Consider the following 16,527-nt stretch of genomic DNA (forward strand, 5'->3'; position numbering starts at 1 on the left):
ATGACAGAAAGAAGAAGAATAGACCTCGATGCAAACATTCCTCCTCAAAATGATTTGGATAAGGAGCAGTTTAACTGCGATTACTTTGATGAAAATTGTTCTACTAGTAGCCCGATAGATTCTTTTTCTATGATGAGGCCTACTGATTTTGACCAATTAAGACTTAGTGATATTGAAGCGACTCTTTCCATAGAGCAGGATATGGATGGTGCACAGAGTAACTTTTCAGAGTTTTTGGATCAGAATGCTATCCCGGAAAGTATAATTTCCGAAAAGAGTGATACAGATTTTACAACAGCTAGTGTCTTCCCTAATAGAAGTAAGCGGGTTACTTTCGAGACTCAAGTAGAAAATATCATGCTTACTAGGTATGAAATAATTAGCACTGGTGATAATTTAATGATCTACCAGCCAGAAGAAGGGTATTTTAGACAAATGACAGATAGAGAAGTGGCGGTTTTGATTCGGAAAAGTTTAACTGATGATCAAGATCGATTGGTACGGAAGCAGAAGATTGATGAAATTATTTATCGTCTAAAGACACATCCTGAGCTTCAGAGAGAGCTAAATCAGAATAATGACTCTGGGCTAATAAACTTTCGTAATGGGGTGTATGATTTATTCCGTCAAGAGCTTATTCCGCATAATTCACACTACTGTTTCACGAGATATATAGATGCGGATTATGATTCTTATTTGAGTAGGGAACTCCATATTGATAGTTGTTTTCACTCAAGTAATTTTCTTCGTTTCCTTGAAGACTGCACTAATGGAGAGGAATTAAAAATGAAGTCGTTGCAACAAATGGTTGGCTACATCATTTCTAATCATACTAGAGCAAAGAAAATGTTTATTTTAATTGGTAAGCCGCATACCGGAAAGAGCGTTTGGTTGAGCTTGCTACAGAACTTGGTTGGAATACGCAACACCACATCAATGACTCTTAAACAACTTGCTGAGAACCGCTTTATGCAGTCGAGATTGGCTCATTCACAACTGAATATTTCTCCAGAAATGAGCGAAGATACTGATTTAAAAGGCATTGAATTTATAAAAGCAGTTACTGGTGGCGACTTAATTACAGGAGATAGGAAAGGAGAAGCCCCAATTGATTTTAGGGGACAAACAAAGTTGGTTGCAGCAGGGAACCACATGCCTAAGATCTCGAGATATGATGGAACCAATGCATTTATGGATCGTTTGATGTTCATTACATTTAATTTATCAACACCGGAGCACAAGCGGGATAGGTTTCTACTTGATAAGTTGTTAGAAGAGCGGAGTTTGATTGTTCAATGGGCTTTAGAGGGTCTCCATGAGCTTATTGAGAATAATTTTAAATTTATTGAATGTGATGATGGCATCCAGTTTAAACGACAATATATGAACGAATTAAGTAATTTCTCAGAATTTATCTATGATATGTGCTACATCGAACCGCATAACCTAGAGCTGAAGGTGCACAGGAAGATGCTTTACGAGGCCTATAAAGAGTACTGCAAAGATAATGCATCTCAAGTACTGACCAAAACTGAACTCTGGAGAGAAGTTGAAAAATTAGAAGTCAAGAGTGAAAAGTTGAGAATAGAAGGATCGAATCCATTAATGGGTTTTAGGGGTATAGCTTTAAAGTAAGGTATAAGTATGTCTAGATGGATCTGGTATTCATGGCTACGTTAGCTACGCTTTTTGAAAAAGACTCGTAAATCATAGCTTATAAGATTAAAGTACGAAGATTTTTGAAGATTCTCGATTCTACTAGATGACTACGGACAAGAAGTATTTTGCATTTTTTCGTTCATATATTATTAAAGGAGATGACAGGATGAGTGAAACAGATAGTAAGTTGTTCTACACTATGAACGAACTTCACGAAATTTTACCTCTAGGGAAAAATACTCTTTATAGACTGGTCAAGGAGGAGGGATTTCCTAAAATAAAAGTAGGAAAAAAAATACTGATTCCCGTAAAAGGGTTCAAGTCATGGGTGGAGCAAAATACGTATATTTAAAACAAAATACAGAGGTGAACAACTTGGCTGGAAGTATCAAAAAGATAGGGAGAAAATTTAGAGTAACCTTTGAATTAGGAAAAGATATCAATGGGGTAAGAATGAGAGAAACCAAAACTGTTGCAACGGAAGCAGAAGCAAAGAAACTTCTTAATGAATTTGAGTATAATAAAAATCGTAACCTTGTAGTACAAACTAGTGGAATGAAATTTGTAGAGACAATCCATCATTGGATGGATAACTATGTAAAGTACAATTGTGAAGAGACTACGATTTATGGTTACCGGAATATTCAAAATAAGCACATAGCTCCTTTTTTCAAAATTCTTGAACTACAAAAGCTCCAGCCAGGCCACATTCAACAATATTACAAACATCTGATGGAAGAGAAGGGGTTATCGCCAAACACAGTCCACAAACATCACGCACTCATTCGTAAGACTTTGGACTATGCTTTGAAACAACAATTAGTCCATAGAAATGTAGCCGACGCTGTATCTTTACCAAAAAAGAGGAGGTTTGAAGGGAAGGCTTACACCAAAGAACAACTTATTGTGCTGTTGGAAAAGGTAAAGAATACAAGGTTGGAGGTCCCAGTTAACCTAGCTATACATTTAGGGCTTAGAAGAGAAGAAATCGTTGGCCTTAAATGGGACTATGTTGACCTGGATCAAAGGAAAATTCATATAGAAGAGGTTCGTACAAGTGCGGGTAACAAGGTAATAACAAAACTACCAAAAACAGATAAAAGCAGGCGATCACTTCATATGAGTGATGACCTACACTATTTACTATCAGATTTAAAAGTTATACATGAAGAAATGAAGATACTGTTTGGAACTGAGTATGATGATTCTGGCTACTTGTACTGTCATGATAATGGAAAGCCTTATCGAGTGAACTCAGTAACTGAGCAGTTCAAGGACTTTCTTGAAAAAAATGAGTTTCCTAAAATTCGTCTTCATGATCTTAGACATTCTTTCGCAAGTGTGCTGCACAATGAGGGAGTAGACTTAAAATCAATTTCCGAGGCATTGGGGCACTCAGACATAGGTACAACCAATAAAATATATACTCATGTATTTGATAAAACGCACAAAGAAACCTTAAACCTAATGAGTAATGCACTCAGGGGTCGATGATATGAGAATAGGCACATAAAAGAAGCGGAGAGTACTGCTTCTTTTGTGTGCCTAAAAGCATGCTTTTAGGCACGTCTCCAAGAGTTATCTCTTAACGTGCCAAAATATTAATAATTTACTTTTGGCATGTGCCATGGTCGTCGCATATATTTTGGCACAAATTTTTGGAGGTATAGTTGATGGAGATGGGGTATGGAAGAGTATCAGCTAAGGATCAGAATCCGGAAAGGCAACTTTTAAAATTTCGAGATATTGGAATTGACGAAAGATATATATTTGTTGATAAGCTAAGTGGAAAGGACTTTAATCGACCACAATATCAAGCTATGCGTCTAATGATTCGCGAAGGTGACTTAATCTATATTGATGCTTTGGACCGATTAGGGCGTGATTATGAGGGAATCATAAATGAGTGGAAGTATGTTACTCGTGAAGTGAAAGCAGATATTGTTTGTCTGGATAACGAGACACTTTTTGATTCAAGAAAATTCAAAACCATGGGTGATTTCGGAAAGGTGATGGAGGATCAATTTTTGAGTTTGCTGGCGTATGTAGCAGAACAAGAAAGGAAGAAAAATAAGCAACGTCAGGCAGAGGGGATTCAAGTTGCTAAGAGTGATGGAGTTAAGTTTGGTCGTCCGAAGATTGAAGTAAACGAAGCATTCATTGAAGTGTATCAGGATTGGAAGTCTGGTTTGGTGACGGCTACATGTGCTATGAATAAATTGGGGATGAAACATAGAACGTTTTATAGGAGAGTTAAAGAATATGAAATGTTTAATCTCTAATTTTGGTGAGAACCTGATGGGAATATGGGTTAGTTATAATTAATAGTATATATTTGTTGCGGGGGAATGAGAGTTAGTTAATGCCATCTAACAGTGTTAGAAAATATTACACAAGAGCGATCCCATTTAATGGGATCGCTCTTGTGCCTTCACTGAGTAAAATAATACGTCAATTGGTCACAAAGGAGAAATTAATAAACTTTTTTTCTTCTATAAAAACATAAGTTGAAGAAAGAAGTTGACTCATGTTTCTCCTAAGTGTATCATCTTTTTTAGATTAGTGTTGATGTGTTATTAAGTTACTACAAAAAAAGGAGCGCTATTTATGACAAGTACAGATGAATTTAGTGGTTCGTTAATTTCGGATAACGGCTATCACAAGATTTTATTTTCCAAGGATGGGAGAAGCTTGAAGTTTGCGGTAGGTAAGATATTTGGTGATGAATTAACAACAGAAAAAGCACTAGCGATCGTTGAAGAAGTCAATGTGCTTGTTAACGGTAAATATACAAAGAGTTTTCTTGAAAATGCACTTATGTATAGCATTAAGCACGGATTGAAGGGAAGATTCGACAATAGGGCTTTAGAATTGGCTCTTCGAATAATAGATTTTGATGAGGCAAAAGTAGAGGGGTTAAAAAAATGTTTTACAGTTTTGAACATGGGGGTGAGTACTGCTGGTAAATCTTCTTTTACTCTAAATGGGGCGGTTAAACAAGAATATCGTTCATGTTTTTCACCGTTAGTGAGCTTAAGAGAGACCACATCATTTGAAATGGGGATAACCTTAAACGACAACAACTCCGAAACAGAAATTCAAGTGTATGCTTTTTTAAAGGATAGTATGGAGATAATTAATAGTATTGAAAATATTATTTCAGATTTATATATTGAGACATTCAATGCAATGGGGAACATATTAATTGATAACCCGCAAGCAAATGATGCCTTTGAACAGGCGACGGTAGACCTTGTAGATAGATTGAAAAAAACACAGGATAATACGATTAACTTAAACAGAGCAATTGGGAAAGAAATTGAAAAATTGCGAACAGATTTTGATAGCGGGCTGAGAAACATGTTCTTATCCGTGGAAAGGAAGTTACTGAACAGTTCATCTTATGCAAAAAGCGAATATGATGAAGTGATTATAAGAGGGATAGAAAAAGTGGCATATGAAGAGAAAAACAAAGTTGAAGCGGGTGAATTAGATAAAAGATTAATGGTTTTGATGGAGACAAATGAGGCGAGAGAAACAATAGAGAAGGTTACAAATCTGCTCGAAGAAAGAATGAATAAATTCAAGAGTGATTATAATGAAGTATTTAAAGAACTTAAAATGAAAGATCTAAGTGGGAATACAAGAACATGTTATGTTATTACTAAAGAAATTGGAGAAACAAAGAAGGAAAAACTTGAAACCAAAAAATTTTTATCGGTAATATTCGACAATAAAAGCATGACAAGTGTAGAAGGATTTTATACTATTGCACCTTTTATTGCATCTGCTGAAATTAAGCTCCCTTACTATGATGTGTTAAGTGAACTTCCTACAATAAGAGTAGTGGATACAGTTGGCTTGAATCAAAAAAAAAATGATGTCAGAAGTCAAATTTCGAGTAATCTTCAAAAATATAAACCGGACATCATTTTATATCACACTAGATTGGATGAGAAGGATGAATCATTGAATGGTAATGTAGAGTTTATTAATGCACTAGGCTACGGGAAAAGAACAAGAGTAATCTATGGTAGAATTGATACTTGTCTAGAAAGGTACGCTGAGACCTTCTTTGACATTGAACAAGATGAATTGAACGGTGAAATTCTTCAAGACATAGATATTTTAAAATTTGAAGCTCATATAGATGATGAATACTTAGTGTCGGAAAAGCAACATCTTAGTAAAATTGTAGGGAATGAAAATATCTATTTATGTGACAAGAAACAAGTGTATCCGTATTTTAAGGATTATTCTCCACAAATTCTTATGCTTAAAATTTTATCGATTAAATTTGAAGAGACTAGAGTTAGATACCCTGAAGGATTTAAAGATGGGTTTATCAAACTCTTATATAGAACAAGTCTTATGCAGGATATATTTACTGAATTTACTGAAAAAAGAATAGAAGAAATGATACCTTTGCAGTATCGTCTTCTAATTTGGAGTCCTTTGCAAAAAGCTATAGAAGAAATGTATTCTGATCGTGAGGGATGGAGGAGAATCCAGCCAGCACTAGAATTTAAGAGTTGTATAGTGAAAATGATGGAGACGCAACAAGTTTCAATATTCCTTGACGAAAACTATAAAGATAAGGATAATTTTATTAGAGAGTTTCTTGAAACGATTTATGATGTTGTAAAGTTTCACTTGATTTCTCAATACAAAGATGAGTTTTATGCTTTGTTGAAGCTAAGATTTGATTATAAATATCGAAAGATGATTTGGTGTTCAATGACGGATGAAAGAAAACATAGGTTACGAAGTGATCTAAAGATGCACTTAACTGGTGATGGATTTATAGGAAAAACGGCAGTAGTAGAGAATATTATTGACACAACTTTGTCGATAATGGAGGAAAACGGAGAAAAGTAATTCGCTAGTCGATACAAATAACTTCATTAATTAAATTCAATATTATGTTTGAGCATTTTACAATTGGGAGCAACCTTTTGAAGTTGCTTCCTTTCCTTTTTTGTTTTTTTAAGCACAATTCAACTCGAAATAAATATGTGTGGAAACACCCACACTAATTTTTTGGATTTTGGATTTTGTAATAGAATTATAGGGGTGGAGCTAATGGATTTGGTTAATTTATTTAGAAACTATTCATCTACTGAGGTAGAATCAACTGATTACTATCTTGAAAAATTACTGGGAATTGTGCTAACTCACGAAAATGATAATGATAATTATAAAAGTGCTTTAATAAAGCGCATGATTTCGACGATTAAAAGTATTAAGGTGTTGAGGGAGAATGTCTACTACTTAGAAACCCCCGTACTGTTAAGGGTTACATTTGAAAGTGCAGCGAGACTATATCAATATACATACTATAAGTCATCAGTTTCTAGAAGATCCCCTGATGCATTCAAAATCCTTGGTAGAAGTCCTGGGCCTAATTATGCTATTAATAGAATAGGGGAAGGTAGTGATTTTCTAAAATATATTTATCGTTTTCTATGTAGTTTTGCGCATCCAGATGTGTTATCCCTAATCCTATCTTTGGAAGACGAAGAAAAAAACAAGACAACAATTGATATGATTTCAAGGTACAGCATTATTGGAATCCTTTATGTGTTGTCTAAGGTTTATCCTGGAGAAGTAGATGAAACCGATTTGGCTTCAATGACAGTAGGGCTTGGGGCATTTATTCTAGATCAAACGATAATATCAACTCAACAAAAAAATAACGTTGAGGGGCTGAATAATCTAAATGAGCAAGGCATCGAAGTTTTTGCTGACGAATTCCTTAATGAGGCCATGGTACATTTATCTGAAACACTGTCTAGTTCTCAAGGTGAGAATGGGGTAAAGGAAGCTCTGATAAACTATATGATTAGAAACATTCCTAAGGATTGACATTCTCAAAACTCCTGTCCGATTTCTGTAGACAATAGTAGTCAAAGAAAAGAAAACTTGATAATTAGGTTTAATATGTGTTAAAAAGTTACAGAAGTTATCCGAGTTAAAAGAAGCGTATGATAAGGGTTTGTGAGATAGAGAGGTTTAAATTAATCTTTGTTAAAATTGGTAGTACAGGGGTTCGACTCCCCTCGCCTCCATTAGAGTGAGCAAAAACCATCAATCAGCGTTCTGATTGGTGGTTTTTCAGTTTTTAATATAATAACCTTAACAATAATAAAAACGGAGGTGGTCAAGACGTTTGGAGATCGAAAACAGCTCCAGGAAATTTTAAAAAAAGTAAATCAACATGCACGAAGCAAACCAAAGGTGCTATCACTAGATTCTAGTATTTTTTAAGTGCGTCAATCATTAGTTTCCAAAAACCGTCTACATCAAGTTCTAAACCAAACTTAGCATTAACTTTTCTACCAGTAACCCCGTGCAGATCAACTAGGGTTGTTCCCGCGGTATACTCACCTTTCGTTTCCACGACAATATTCACATCTTTAGTCTTGAACAATTCTGGTGCCACACAATAGGCCACAGTTAAGACATCGTGTACCGGTGCCCCATCAAAATCGAACATTTCTTTATAGGTCGATGCAAAAAATACTAGTAGTTCGCCCACTATTTTAGCGACATGGTTATCGATTTTATTTACTTCGTCGATGACTTCTTTGGTCGCCAAGGCTTGATGTGTAATATCCAGTCCCATTACTACGGTTGGAATACCGCTATCAAAAACTTTTTTTGCGGCTTCTGGATCAGCCCAAATATTAAACTCAGCAGTTGGTGTCCAGTTGCCGATAGTTCCGCCGCCCATGAGTACAATTTCATCAATATTGCTTTTTATTTCCGGTGCTTTTGTTAATGCTAACGCAATATTGGTTAACGGTCCTGTTGGAAGAAGGGTAACTGGCTCTGTCGACTCTTTTACAAGTCTAATAATGGTATCAACGCCATGTTCTTCGCTCCAGCTGCGGGAAGGTTCAGGAAACTTAGGACCATCCAAGCCTGACTCCCCATGAATGCCAGGAGCATTTTCACGTAATCGGACCAAAGGCTCACTGGCACCTTTTGAAACCACAACATCATTTAACGAAATCAAATCACAAATTTGTAAAGCATTTTGAGTCGTTTTTTCAATTTCTGCATTTCCGGAAACTGTTGTAATCGCTAGAATCTCCAATTCCGGTTGTGCAGCAGCTAAAATAATCGCAATGGCGTCATCATGTCCTGGATCACAATCCATAATCACTTTTCTTGTTGTCATTATATTTCACCTCTACGTTTTATTTACATGACAAGTCCCATCATTGTGCCTGAAATAACAGATGCTAATGTTGAACCTAACAGCAATTTAAGAGCAAACTTCGCAACATGGTCTCCTTGCTTGTCGCTGATCGATTTGATTGATCCGGAGATGATGCCTAGCGTTCCGAAATTTGCGAAACTAACTAAATAAACAGATATAATAGCGACCGTTTTCGAGGAGAATTGGTTCGACATATCACCAAAGCTCAACATAGCAACAAATTCATTCGTAATCAGTTTGGTAGCCATAATTCCGCCTGCTTGTACAGCTTCTGTCCACGGAACTCCCATTAAGAAGGCGATTGGCGCAAAAATATAACCAATTACCGTAACGAATGAAATGTGTAATGCGCTTTGGAAAATCACATTGACCAGCTCCATCAGGGAGATAAATCCGAGCAGCATGGCACCAACAATAATGGCGATTTTAAAACCATCGATTACGCTTTCCCCAACCATTCGGAAGAATGGTAGTCGTTCTTTTTCCTCAATTTCAACTAAGTCCTCATCCTCATCCAGATCATATGGATTAATTATATTGGCAACGATAAGAGCGCTGAAAATATTCAATACAACAGCCGTTACAACAAACTTGGGCTCCAGCATATTGGCGTATGCTCCAACCATCGCCATGCTTATTGCACTCATTGCAGATGTACAAATCGTATATAATCTTTCTTTGGACAGATGAGGGATTTGTTTGAGAATGGTTAAAAATACTTCCGGTTGTCCAAGTGCAGATGTAGATATGGCAAAATAACTTTCAAGTCTGCCCATTCCCGTTATTTTGCTTAGAAACAGACCTAAATATTTAATGAGGAAAGGCAATACTTTGATATAATTCAGAATTCCAATCAATACAGACATGAACACAAGGGGCATTAACACGCCAAGGAAAAACGGGACTTGACCTTCATTCGCCAAGCCGCCAAATACAAACTGTATTCCCGCATTGGCAATCCCCATCAGCTTTTCAAACAACAAGCCCACTTTTGTAATCGCAATGATCCCTATACTCGTGTTCATCATAGAGTAAACCAAAAGGATCTGTATGACCAACATGATCAGAACACGGTTGTATTTTATTTTTTTGCGATTGTTGCTTACTGCAAAACCAATAATAAAAACAAGAAGAAGGCCAGTTAGTAAGAAAACAAAATCCATGTATATCTCCTCCATGTTAATGCCAATGTCTCATGCAAGATTGACTTGTCTGTCCACAAGATAATTAACAGCCAATGTACACCTCCTAATAGTTACAAACAAATGTTTATATATAAAACATATGTTTAGTATACGCTTTCATTTTATTGTGTCAATACACAAAATTAAATCATGATGCTAGAGATCCATAACAATCCATAACAAATGGCTAAATTTCGCATGGCACTACTGCATGAATTCATTTGAAGGTAATTTTAGTTGTATAATGAATACGACAGACAAACACGCGGTTGTATTGAGGAATATAAGAAGAAATGAGGTTACTTCGTGGATAAAGAAAAACAAATTTTAGACCATATAAAAATGAATCCTTATATATCTCAACAAGAGTTATCCGCTAAGGTTGGTTTATCCCGTCCGACGGTTGCCAATTATATTGCCAGCTTGACCAGACGCGGTGAAATCAAGGGACGGGCTTATATTTTACGGGAAGACTCGTCGGTTGTTTGTATTGGAGGGGCCAACATAGACAAGAAAGCGCGATCCAATCAGATGATCAGTTATTCTTCATCCAATCCGGTAAAAATCAATGAATCCTGCGGCGGCGCAGCACGCAACGTTGCTGAAAATTTAAGCCGGCTCAATTGTAATACTTCCATTATGACTTGTGTTGGAGACGATAAAGAAGGCGACTGGATCCTAAATGAAATAAAGAGCCAAGGTGTTGATGTTAGTCAAGTTTGGGTGTTGCCAACTGAGCGGACTGGGATTTTCATCACTCTTCTGGATCCAACCGGTGAGAGCGTGGTCTCGATGGATGATATGCAAATATATGAAAAAATGACGACGTCCATGTTTGAGGAGAAGTGGTCCTACATCGTTTCCTCGCAAGCCGTTTTTATGGATACGAATATTCCTAAGGAATGTATCAGCTATATCATTAAACGTTGTGCCGATGAACATATTCCTTTGTACATAGATCCTACATCTGCAGCCAAGGCGCAAAAACTTCCATTTCGTCTCGACGGAGTAGAACTGTTGCTCCCCAACCGAGTTGAAGCAGAGGTGCTTGCCGACATGAGAATTGACTCAATTGAGGATTGCCAGATCGCGTGTGAAAAAATTAGAGAACGTGGCGTTAAACAAGTAATGATTACGCTTGGCGATCAGGGGGCGTATTATTCTTCCTCGGAGGAATCTGGACATTTACCTGCTATCCAGACGGATATTGTGGATACCACAGGGGTTGGTGACGCGTTTTCTTCTTGTGCCATATATGGAATCATGAACAATGAATCGCTTCATAGCGCGTGCCAGCTGGGACTTGCCGGTGCTGTTCTTACCCTTCAAACGGAAGAATCAATTTGCACATCTTTAAAACCTGAAAAAATACATGAAGTCGTACAGGTATATTCACGATAATATTTACTTCTTCGCTACATTAAATGCGCGATGTCTATGGCGAGTCAAATAGGACGTTGGTTTAACAATAACTATGTAGGCGATCCCCATGCCTCCACCAAACTTTGAAAAAAGCGACCGTATTAGGTCGCTTTTTTGCTTTTCCGTAATCTGTCGGGGATCATGAAATCGTGTGGTTGAGGCAACATTAAATAAACTGGCATCTATAAGGTCAAAAAAGGGCGAATCCAAAGTGACCTCATGCACAGGTATGAGGTGAACGAGTACGTCATTGCAATCTACGCAAAGATTTCATCGTCAATAACAGTGAATCTTTTAATTCATATTAATTATTGAACAACGGCTCCGTGCGAAGCAAATAGTTACCCCTTACCTCTGCAGCCCAATAAGCAAAAACTTCTCTCCATTGAACACTGTTAAAGAAATCGTCTACGGATTGGTTGTCGGAATCCCAGTCAACAAATATGTTGAGAGGTGTGATTCCTCCGGCCCAAATTCCATTACTGACGTCAGTGCCTTTCTCCCTCACTAATAAGATTGGAATACCGAATTGAAAGGCCATGGCAGGCTCGATTTGAGAAAAGGTCGATCCTTCCCAGAACGGAGTGGTCGTTGGTGGCTCCCCTACATTGGATTCAAGAATTTGAACAAAAAATCTGCGGAAGTTGATCGCGAGCAGACCATAGCTTGAAAAAACCAAGCGTCGTATATTCGTTAGAATGTTTTCCGGGTATTGTTCACTAACGGGCAATGTGCGGGGAAAGAGCAATGCATCTTCAATTTCCCTAATCAGACGGTTCAAAAATTGCTCTTGCGGGCCATTTACCGTGTTGGTTGTACTCAAAAATATAGGAATACGAAAAGCACGGTCTACACATGCATCGATAGCGGATGTTTTGTCCTTTTCATTATGAATGGCCTTATTTGGATTTGAGGAAGAGGTTCTTAAATTACCGCGGACGGGAGGAAGCTCCGTTACCATGCTTACGGGGGAAAGCTTTTTCATGGCAATAGGCTGAGTCTTAGCCTTATTTTTTGTATTACTCAATGTTCACATCTCCAATGCAAGAGTCTGGTTTATATTTAGCCCAGTCTATGCACATTAGCCCATTTGTGTGAAGTGATACTCATGAGCGGGGGCAAGTACCCTTTACCCATCAACCGATTACTGTATTATTTTGAAATTTTACTTCGTACTAGAATGTAATTTATAATAATAAGTTAATATAAACCGCGTCAGGAGGATACAATGGACTTTATTAAAAATCAACTAGACGGAACTGGCATGAGTGAACAAACCATTGGATATCTTTCGAATTTGATCATGGTGGTATTTATAGCTGTGGTCTCCATACTGGCCAATTTTATAGCCAAAAAAATCGTACTGAAGATTATTATCCAAATCATCAACAACAATCGGTACACGTGGGATAAAATCATTGTGGAGAAAAAAGTGTTCCACAACCTCTCGCATCTGGTACCGGCGATTATCATTTATTATTCTGCGTATGTCTTCCCGTCCTATCAAGCTTTGATTGAAAAAGCAGCTTTAACTTATATGATCGTCATAACCATCACGGTATTAAATGCGCTGCTTAATGCCTTTGATACCATATATCGTTCCTATGAAATCTCTAAGATCAGACCCATTAAGGGATACATTCAGGTAGCCAAGATCATTCTTTTCATCATTGGAGGCATTATCGTCATCTCGAGCCTCATTGGTCAGAATCCGTTGATTATTCTCAGTGGACTCGGCGCTTTATCTGCCGTTCTGATGCTCGTCTTCAAGGACTCCATATTGGGACTGGTGGCAGGCGTGCAATTATCATCGAATGACATGGTGCGTGTCGGTGACTGGATTGAAATGCCCAAATATAATGCAGACGGCGACGTCATCGATATTACATTAAACACGGTGAAGGTTATGAATTTCGATAAAACGATCACGATGATTCCGAGCTACGCGCTCATCTCGGATTCTTTCAAAAATTGGAGAGGCATGCAGGTATCCGGTGGTAGAAGGATTAAGCGAAGCGTCTATATCGATACAAGCAGCATAAGCTTCTGCACCAAGGAAATGATTGGGGAATTTCAGAAGATCCACTATCTTACGGATTATATCGCGACAAAATTAAATGAAATTAACGAATACAACATGGAACACCACATTAATACGGACAGCATTGTGAACGGTAGACAGCTTACGAATGTGGGTGTATTCAGGGAGTATATCCATCAATATCTAAGGAATCATCCGAAAATTCATAAGGATATGACGTTGATCGTGAGACAGTTGGCGCCTGGAGATAACGGACTACCTCTTGAAATCTATGCATTCAGCAATGATATCACCTGGGGTGTGTATGAATCGGTTCAAGCGGATATTTTTGACCACATCTTCGCGGTTGCGCCGACCTTTGGCCTTCGTGCCTTCCAAAATCCAACAGGACATGATATCGTGCAACTAAAAGAAAGCCCCCAATATTCGAGAGGATATTGAGATCTGTTATTTACCTGATCCAAAATGAATATGAACAGAGAGAGCACCGTAAAGGTGTTTTTTTTGTTCAAAAAGTGACATATACACTATTTACAAAATTGGAAATAATTAATAGTATATTCATATGGGCATGATTTCCAGATTTTATTTTACACGTATCGTATCTTGAAGCTAGAAATAAAATGTCCCGCTTTGAAGATTGGAAAATTTAATGGAGGTGAATTTCGTGGCACGTGTATTAGTTGTAATGATGCCTGCAGAAGGGCATATCAATCCGACGCTCGGAATAATCAAGGAACTGATAGAGAACGGCGATGAAGTCGTCTACTGTTGTACGGAAAAATATCGGACGAAGATTGAAGCGTTAGGCGCACAATTTAAAGCGTACTCCTTCAACGAGGCAAGCCTGCTCAACAACCCAGATATGAAGCCATTTGAAATCAAGCACCCTTACCAATTTTTATATATGGTTTTGAAAAAAATTATTCAGCGGTTTATTCCGGATGTTCTGAATCTGATCGAAAATGAAACCTACGATTATTTGATTTTTGACTCCATAATAGGCTGGGGAGGGCAAATTTTAGGCGAAAAGCTGGGTATTCCAGCGGTATGCTCAACCACCACTTTTGTTTTTGTGGAGCCTCTCGGATCAGGTAATCAAAATCAACTGAAGGATGACGATGAGGAGGTCAAGGAGCTGTATAACAGCATCATTGAGATGTCCCAGCAATTAGCTTCCCAGTTCAATGTGGCTGTTCCTTCTCTAGCGGATCTTTCAGGGCACCCAGGACAACTGAAGATTGTTTATACAAGCCGTTATTTTCAACCCATGGGGGACAAGCTGGACGACAGCTTTGTGTTCACTGGCCCATCTATTACCCCCCGCAAGGATGCACCATCCTTTGCAAAGGAATCTCTGCATGCCGTTTATAAACAGGCGGTTTATATTTCGATGGGAACCATTTTAAATAAGGATCTTGATTTTTATAAGCTGTGCTTTACGGCTTTTCGTGATTTGCCTGTGCAGTTTATATTGTCTTCAGGGAAGGATACTGATTTGGAGCCCATTGCTGATCTTATTCCTGACAACTTCATCATCAGACCCTATCTCCCACAATTGGAAGTGCTGCAGGGTGTAGATGCTTTTCTGACACATGCGGGCATGAACAGTGCAAGTGAAGCTTTGTATTATAATGTACCGTTGGTCATGCTCCCGTTAACCTCGGATCAGCCACGTGTAGCAGGCCGGGTGCAGGAGCTCGGAGCAGGTGTCATCGTGGATAAAAATAACCTTACACCCGACGTACTGAGAACCGCGGTGTTAGAAGTGCTCGGTAATGCCTCCTACAAGGAACATGCTGAGGTTATTGGGAAAACGTTACGCGATGCTGGTGGGTACAAGCAGGCTGCTATCGCCATTCAGAACTTTATGGGCAAGCGGTCGTTATCGGCCACGCCCATCTCTTCGCTTGAATAAAGAGGCGACTTGCCTCTATTAAAATTAGACGAGAAAGCCACCACCCCATCAACGGGGTGGTGGCTTATATTTGATTCATCCGCGTATGGAGGGGTAGAATAAACGGAGAGGGCATATCACCTTTTCCATATCGTTTTAGTATATCTTTCGCAAAGGAGAGTTTACAGATGAATCATACAATTCCGGAATATACGTTGAATGATGGCTTAAAGGTACCTGCCATTGGCTTTGGTACCTATAGCTTAAAAGGAGAAAAAGGTGTTAAATCCATAGCGTCCGCGATGGATGCAGGTTACCGACTAATTGATACAGCGTATAACTATGAGAACGAGGCGACTGTTGGGAAGGCCATTAAACAGAGCTCCGTTTCCAGAGAAGACCTGCTCATTTCATCTAAACTGCCAGGGCGTTACCATGCCTTTGAAAAGGCGATTGTAGCCATCCAAGAATCTCTATACAGAGCAGATCTTGATTATTATGATCTATATCTGATTCACTGGCCAAATCCCAAGCAGGATATGTATGTGGAAGCGTGGCAGGCACTCATTGAGGCGAAGAAACGCGGATATATCCGTTCAATCGGAGTTAGCAATTTCCTTCCGGAACACAATGAACGCCTGATTAAGGAGACCGGAGTAGCGCCAAGTCTGAATCAGATTGAACTGCATCCATTCTTTGATCAAGCGGATCAGCGGGAGAAGGATTCGCAGCATGGCATTGTTAACGAATCGTGGAGTCCGATTGGTCGTGGCAATGATGCTGTACAAGATATCGTAAAAGATGAGCAGATCCTTCGTATTGCCGAGGCTCATGGCAAAGCGGGTACGCAGGTTATTTTGCGCTGGCATACCCAGCTTGGGTCAATTCCGATCCCTAAAGCAGGCTCGCTTCAACACCAGCAAGAAAATATCGATATTTTTGATTTCGAGCTGAGCGAGAAGGAGATGGAAGTCATTTCTTCTTATAATCGTAAAGATGGACGGTTGTGGAATCAGGACCCGAGTGAATACGAAGAATTTTAAATGCTTATTATAAAAAGTTCGGTTCACCTTACGGTGAGTTGAATGGTTATAAAATA

Annotated in this window: 13 protein-coding genes; 10 read left to right on the top strand and 3 right to left on the bottom strand. The window is 38.5% G+C overall.

Going from position 1 to position 16,527, the window contains the following annotated elements; all coding sequences use genetic code 11:
- From AC4PM4_RS27070 to AC4PM4_RS27095, 6 genes are all read left to right on the top strand, one after another.
- On the top strand, positions 1-1,635 hold the full coding sequence (locus AC4PM4_RS27070) for a DNA primase family protein (protein ID WP_491614957.1): 1,635 nt from the start codon (positions 1-3) through the stop codon (positions 1,633-1,635).
- Positions 1,636-1,825: 190 nt separating this feature from the next.
- Entirely contained in the window at positions 1,826-2,011 is a 186-nt protein-coding gene (locus AC4PM4_RS27075; RefSeq protein ID WP_491614958.1) for a helix-turn-helix domain-containing protein, read from the top strand.
- On the top strand, positions 1,984-3,153 hold the full coding sequence (locus tag AC4PM4_RS27080; protein WP_491614959.1) for a site-specific integrase: 1,170 nt from the start codon (positions 1,984-1,986) through the stop codon (positions 3,151-3,153). Before AC4PM4_RS27075 ends, AC4PM4_RS27080 begins: the two co-directional genes overlap by 28 nt.
- 179 nt (positions 3,154-3,332) lie before the next feature.
- Positions 3,333-3,941, top strand: coding sequence for a recombinase family protein (locus AC4PM4_RS27085; RefSeq protein ID WP_491614960.1), 609 nt, complete (start codon positions 3,333-3,335; stop codon positions 3,939-3,941).
- Between the two features lie 325 nt (positions 3,942-4,266).
- A complete protein-coding gene (locus AC4PM4_RS27090; protein ID WP_491614961.1) occupies positions 4,267-6,537 on the top strand; it encodes a hypothetical protein in 2,271 nt (756 codons plus the stop codon).
- 204 nt (positions 6,538-6,741) lie between these two features.
- Positions 6,742-7,524 carry a hypothetical protein gene (locus tag AC4PM4_RS27095; RefSeq protein ID WP_491614962.1) on the top strand — a complete coding sequence of 261 codons (783 nt, stop codon included), beginning with the start codon at positions 6,742-6,744 and terminating at the stop codon, positions 7,522-7,524.
- Positions 7,525-7,912: 388 nt separating this feature from the next.
- Here AC4PM4_RS27095 and AC4PM4_RS27100 read toward each other — a convergent pair whose 3' ends face one another.
- Positions 7,913-8,842: a nucleoside hydrolase gene (locus AC4PM4_RS27100; RefSeq protein ID WP_072735766.1), complete on the bottom strand. Its 930-nt coding sequence runs from the start codon at positions 8,840-8,842 to the stop codon at positions 7,913-7,915.
- 23 nt (positions 8,843-8,865) lie between these two features.
- The gene (locus tag AC4PM4_RS27105) at positions 8,866-10,047 is read right to left on the bottom strand and encodes a NupC/NupG family nucleoside CNT transporter (protein ID WP_491614963.1); all 1,182 of its coding nucleotides are present in this window, start codon (positions 10,045-10,047) and stop codon (positions 8,866-8,868) included.
- A 327-nt stretch (positions 10,048-10,374) separates the two neighbouring features.
- On the opposite strand from AC4PM4_RS27105, the gene AC4PM4_RS27110 reads away from it, so the two are divergent.
- Positions 10,375-11,469, top strand: coding sequence for a carbohydrate kinase (locus AC4PM4_RS27110; RefSeq protein ID WP_491614964.1), 1,095 nt, complete (start codon positions 10,375-10,377; stop codon positions 11,467-11,469).
- Between the two features lie 325 nt (positions 11,470-11,794).
- Here the strand turns inward: AC4PM4_RS27110 and AC4PM4_RS27115 are convergent, their stop codons facing one another.
- A complete protein-coding gene (locus tag AC4PM4_RS27115; RefSeq protein WP_491614965.1) occupies positions 11,795-12,517 on the bottom strand; it encodes a hypothetical protein in 723 nt (240 codons plus the stop codon).
- A gap of 201 nt (positions 12,518-12,718) precedes the next feature.
- Between AC4PM4_RS27115 and AC4PM4_RS27120 the strand changes: the two genes are divergently transcribed.
- The 3 genes from AC4PM4_RS27120 to AC4PM4_RS27130 all read left to right on the top strand — a co-directional run bounded on the left by AC4PM4_RS27120 (position 12,719) and on the right by AC4PM4_RS27130 (position 16,471).
- The gene (locus tag AC4PM4_RS27120) at positions 12,719-13,972 is read left to right on the top strand and encodes a mechanosensitive ion channel family protein (protein ID WP_090811508.1); all 1,254 of its coding nucleotides are present in this window, start codon (positions 12,719-12,721) and stop codon (positions 13,970-13,972) included.
- Positions 13,973-14,198: 226 nt separating this feature from the next.
- The gene (locus tag AC4PM4_RS27125; protein WP_063566481.1) at positions 14,199-15,449 is read left to right on the top strand and encodes a macrolide family glycosyltransferase; all 1,251 of its coding nucleotides are present in this window, start codon (positions 14,199-14,201) and stop codon (positions 15,447-15,449) included.
- A 167-nt stretch (positions 15,450-15,616) separates the two neighbouring features.
- Complete coding sequence (locus AC4PM4_RS27130; protein WP_491614966.1) at positions 15,617-16,471, top strand: aldo/keto reductase; 855 nt, start codon at positions 15,617-15,619, stop codon at positions 16,469-16,471.
- The last annotated feature ends 56 nt before the right edge of the window (positions 16,472-16,527 follow it).

This window comes from Paenibacillus sp. MDV22-iso6, from assembly GCF_058408365.1.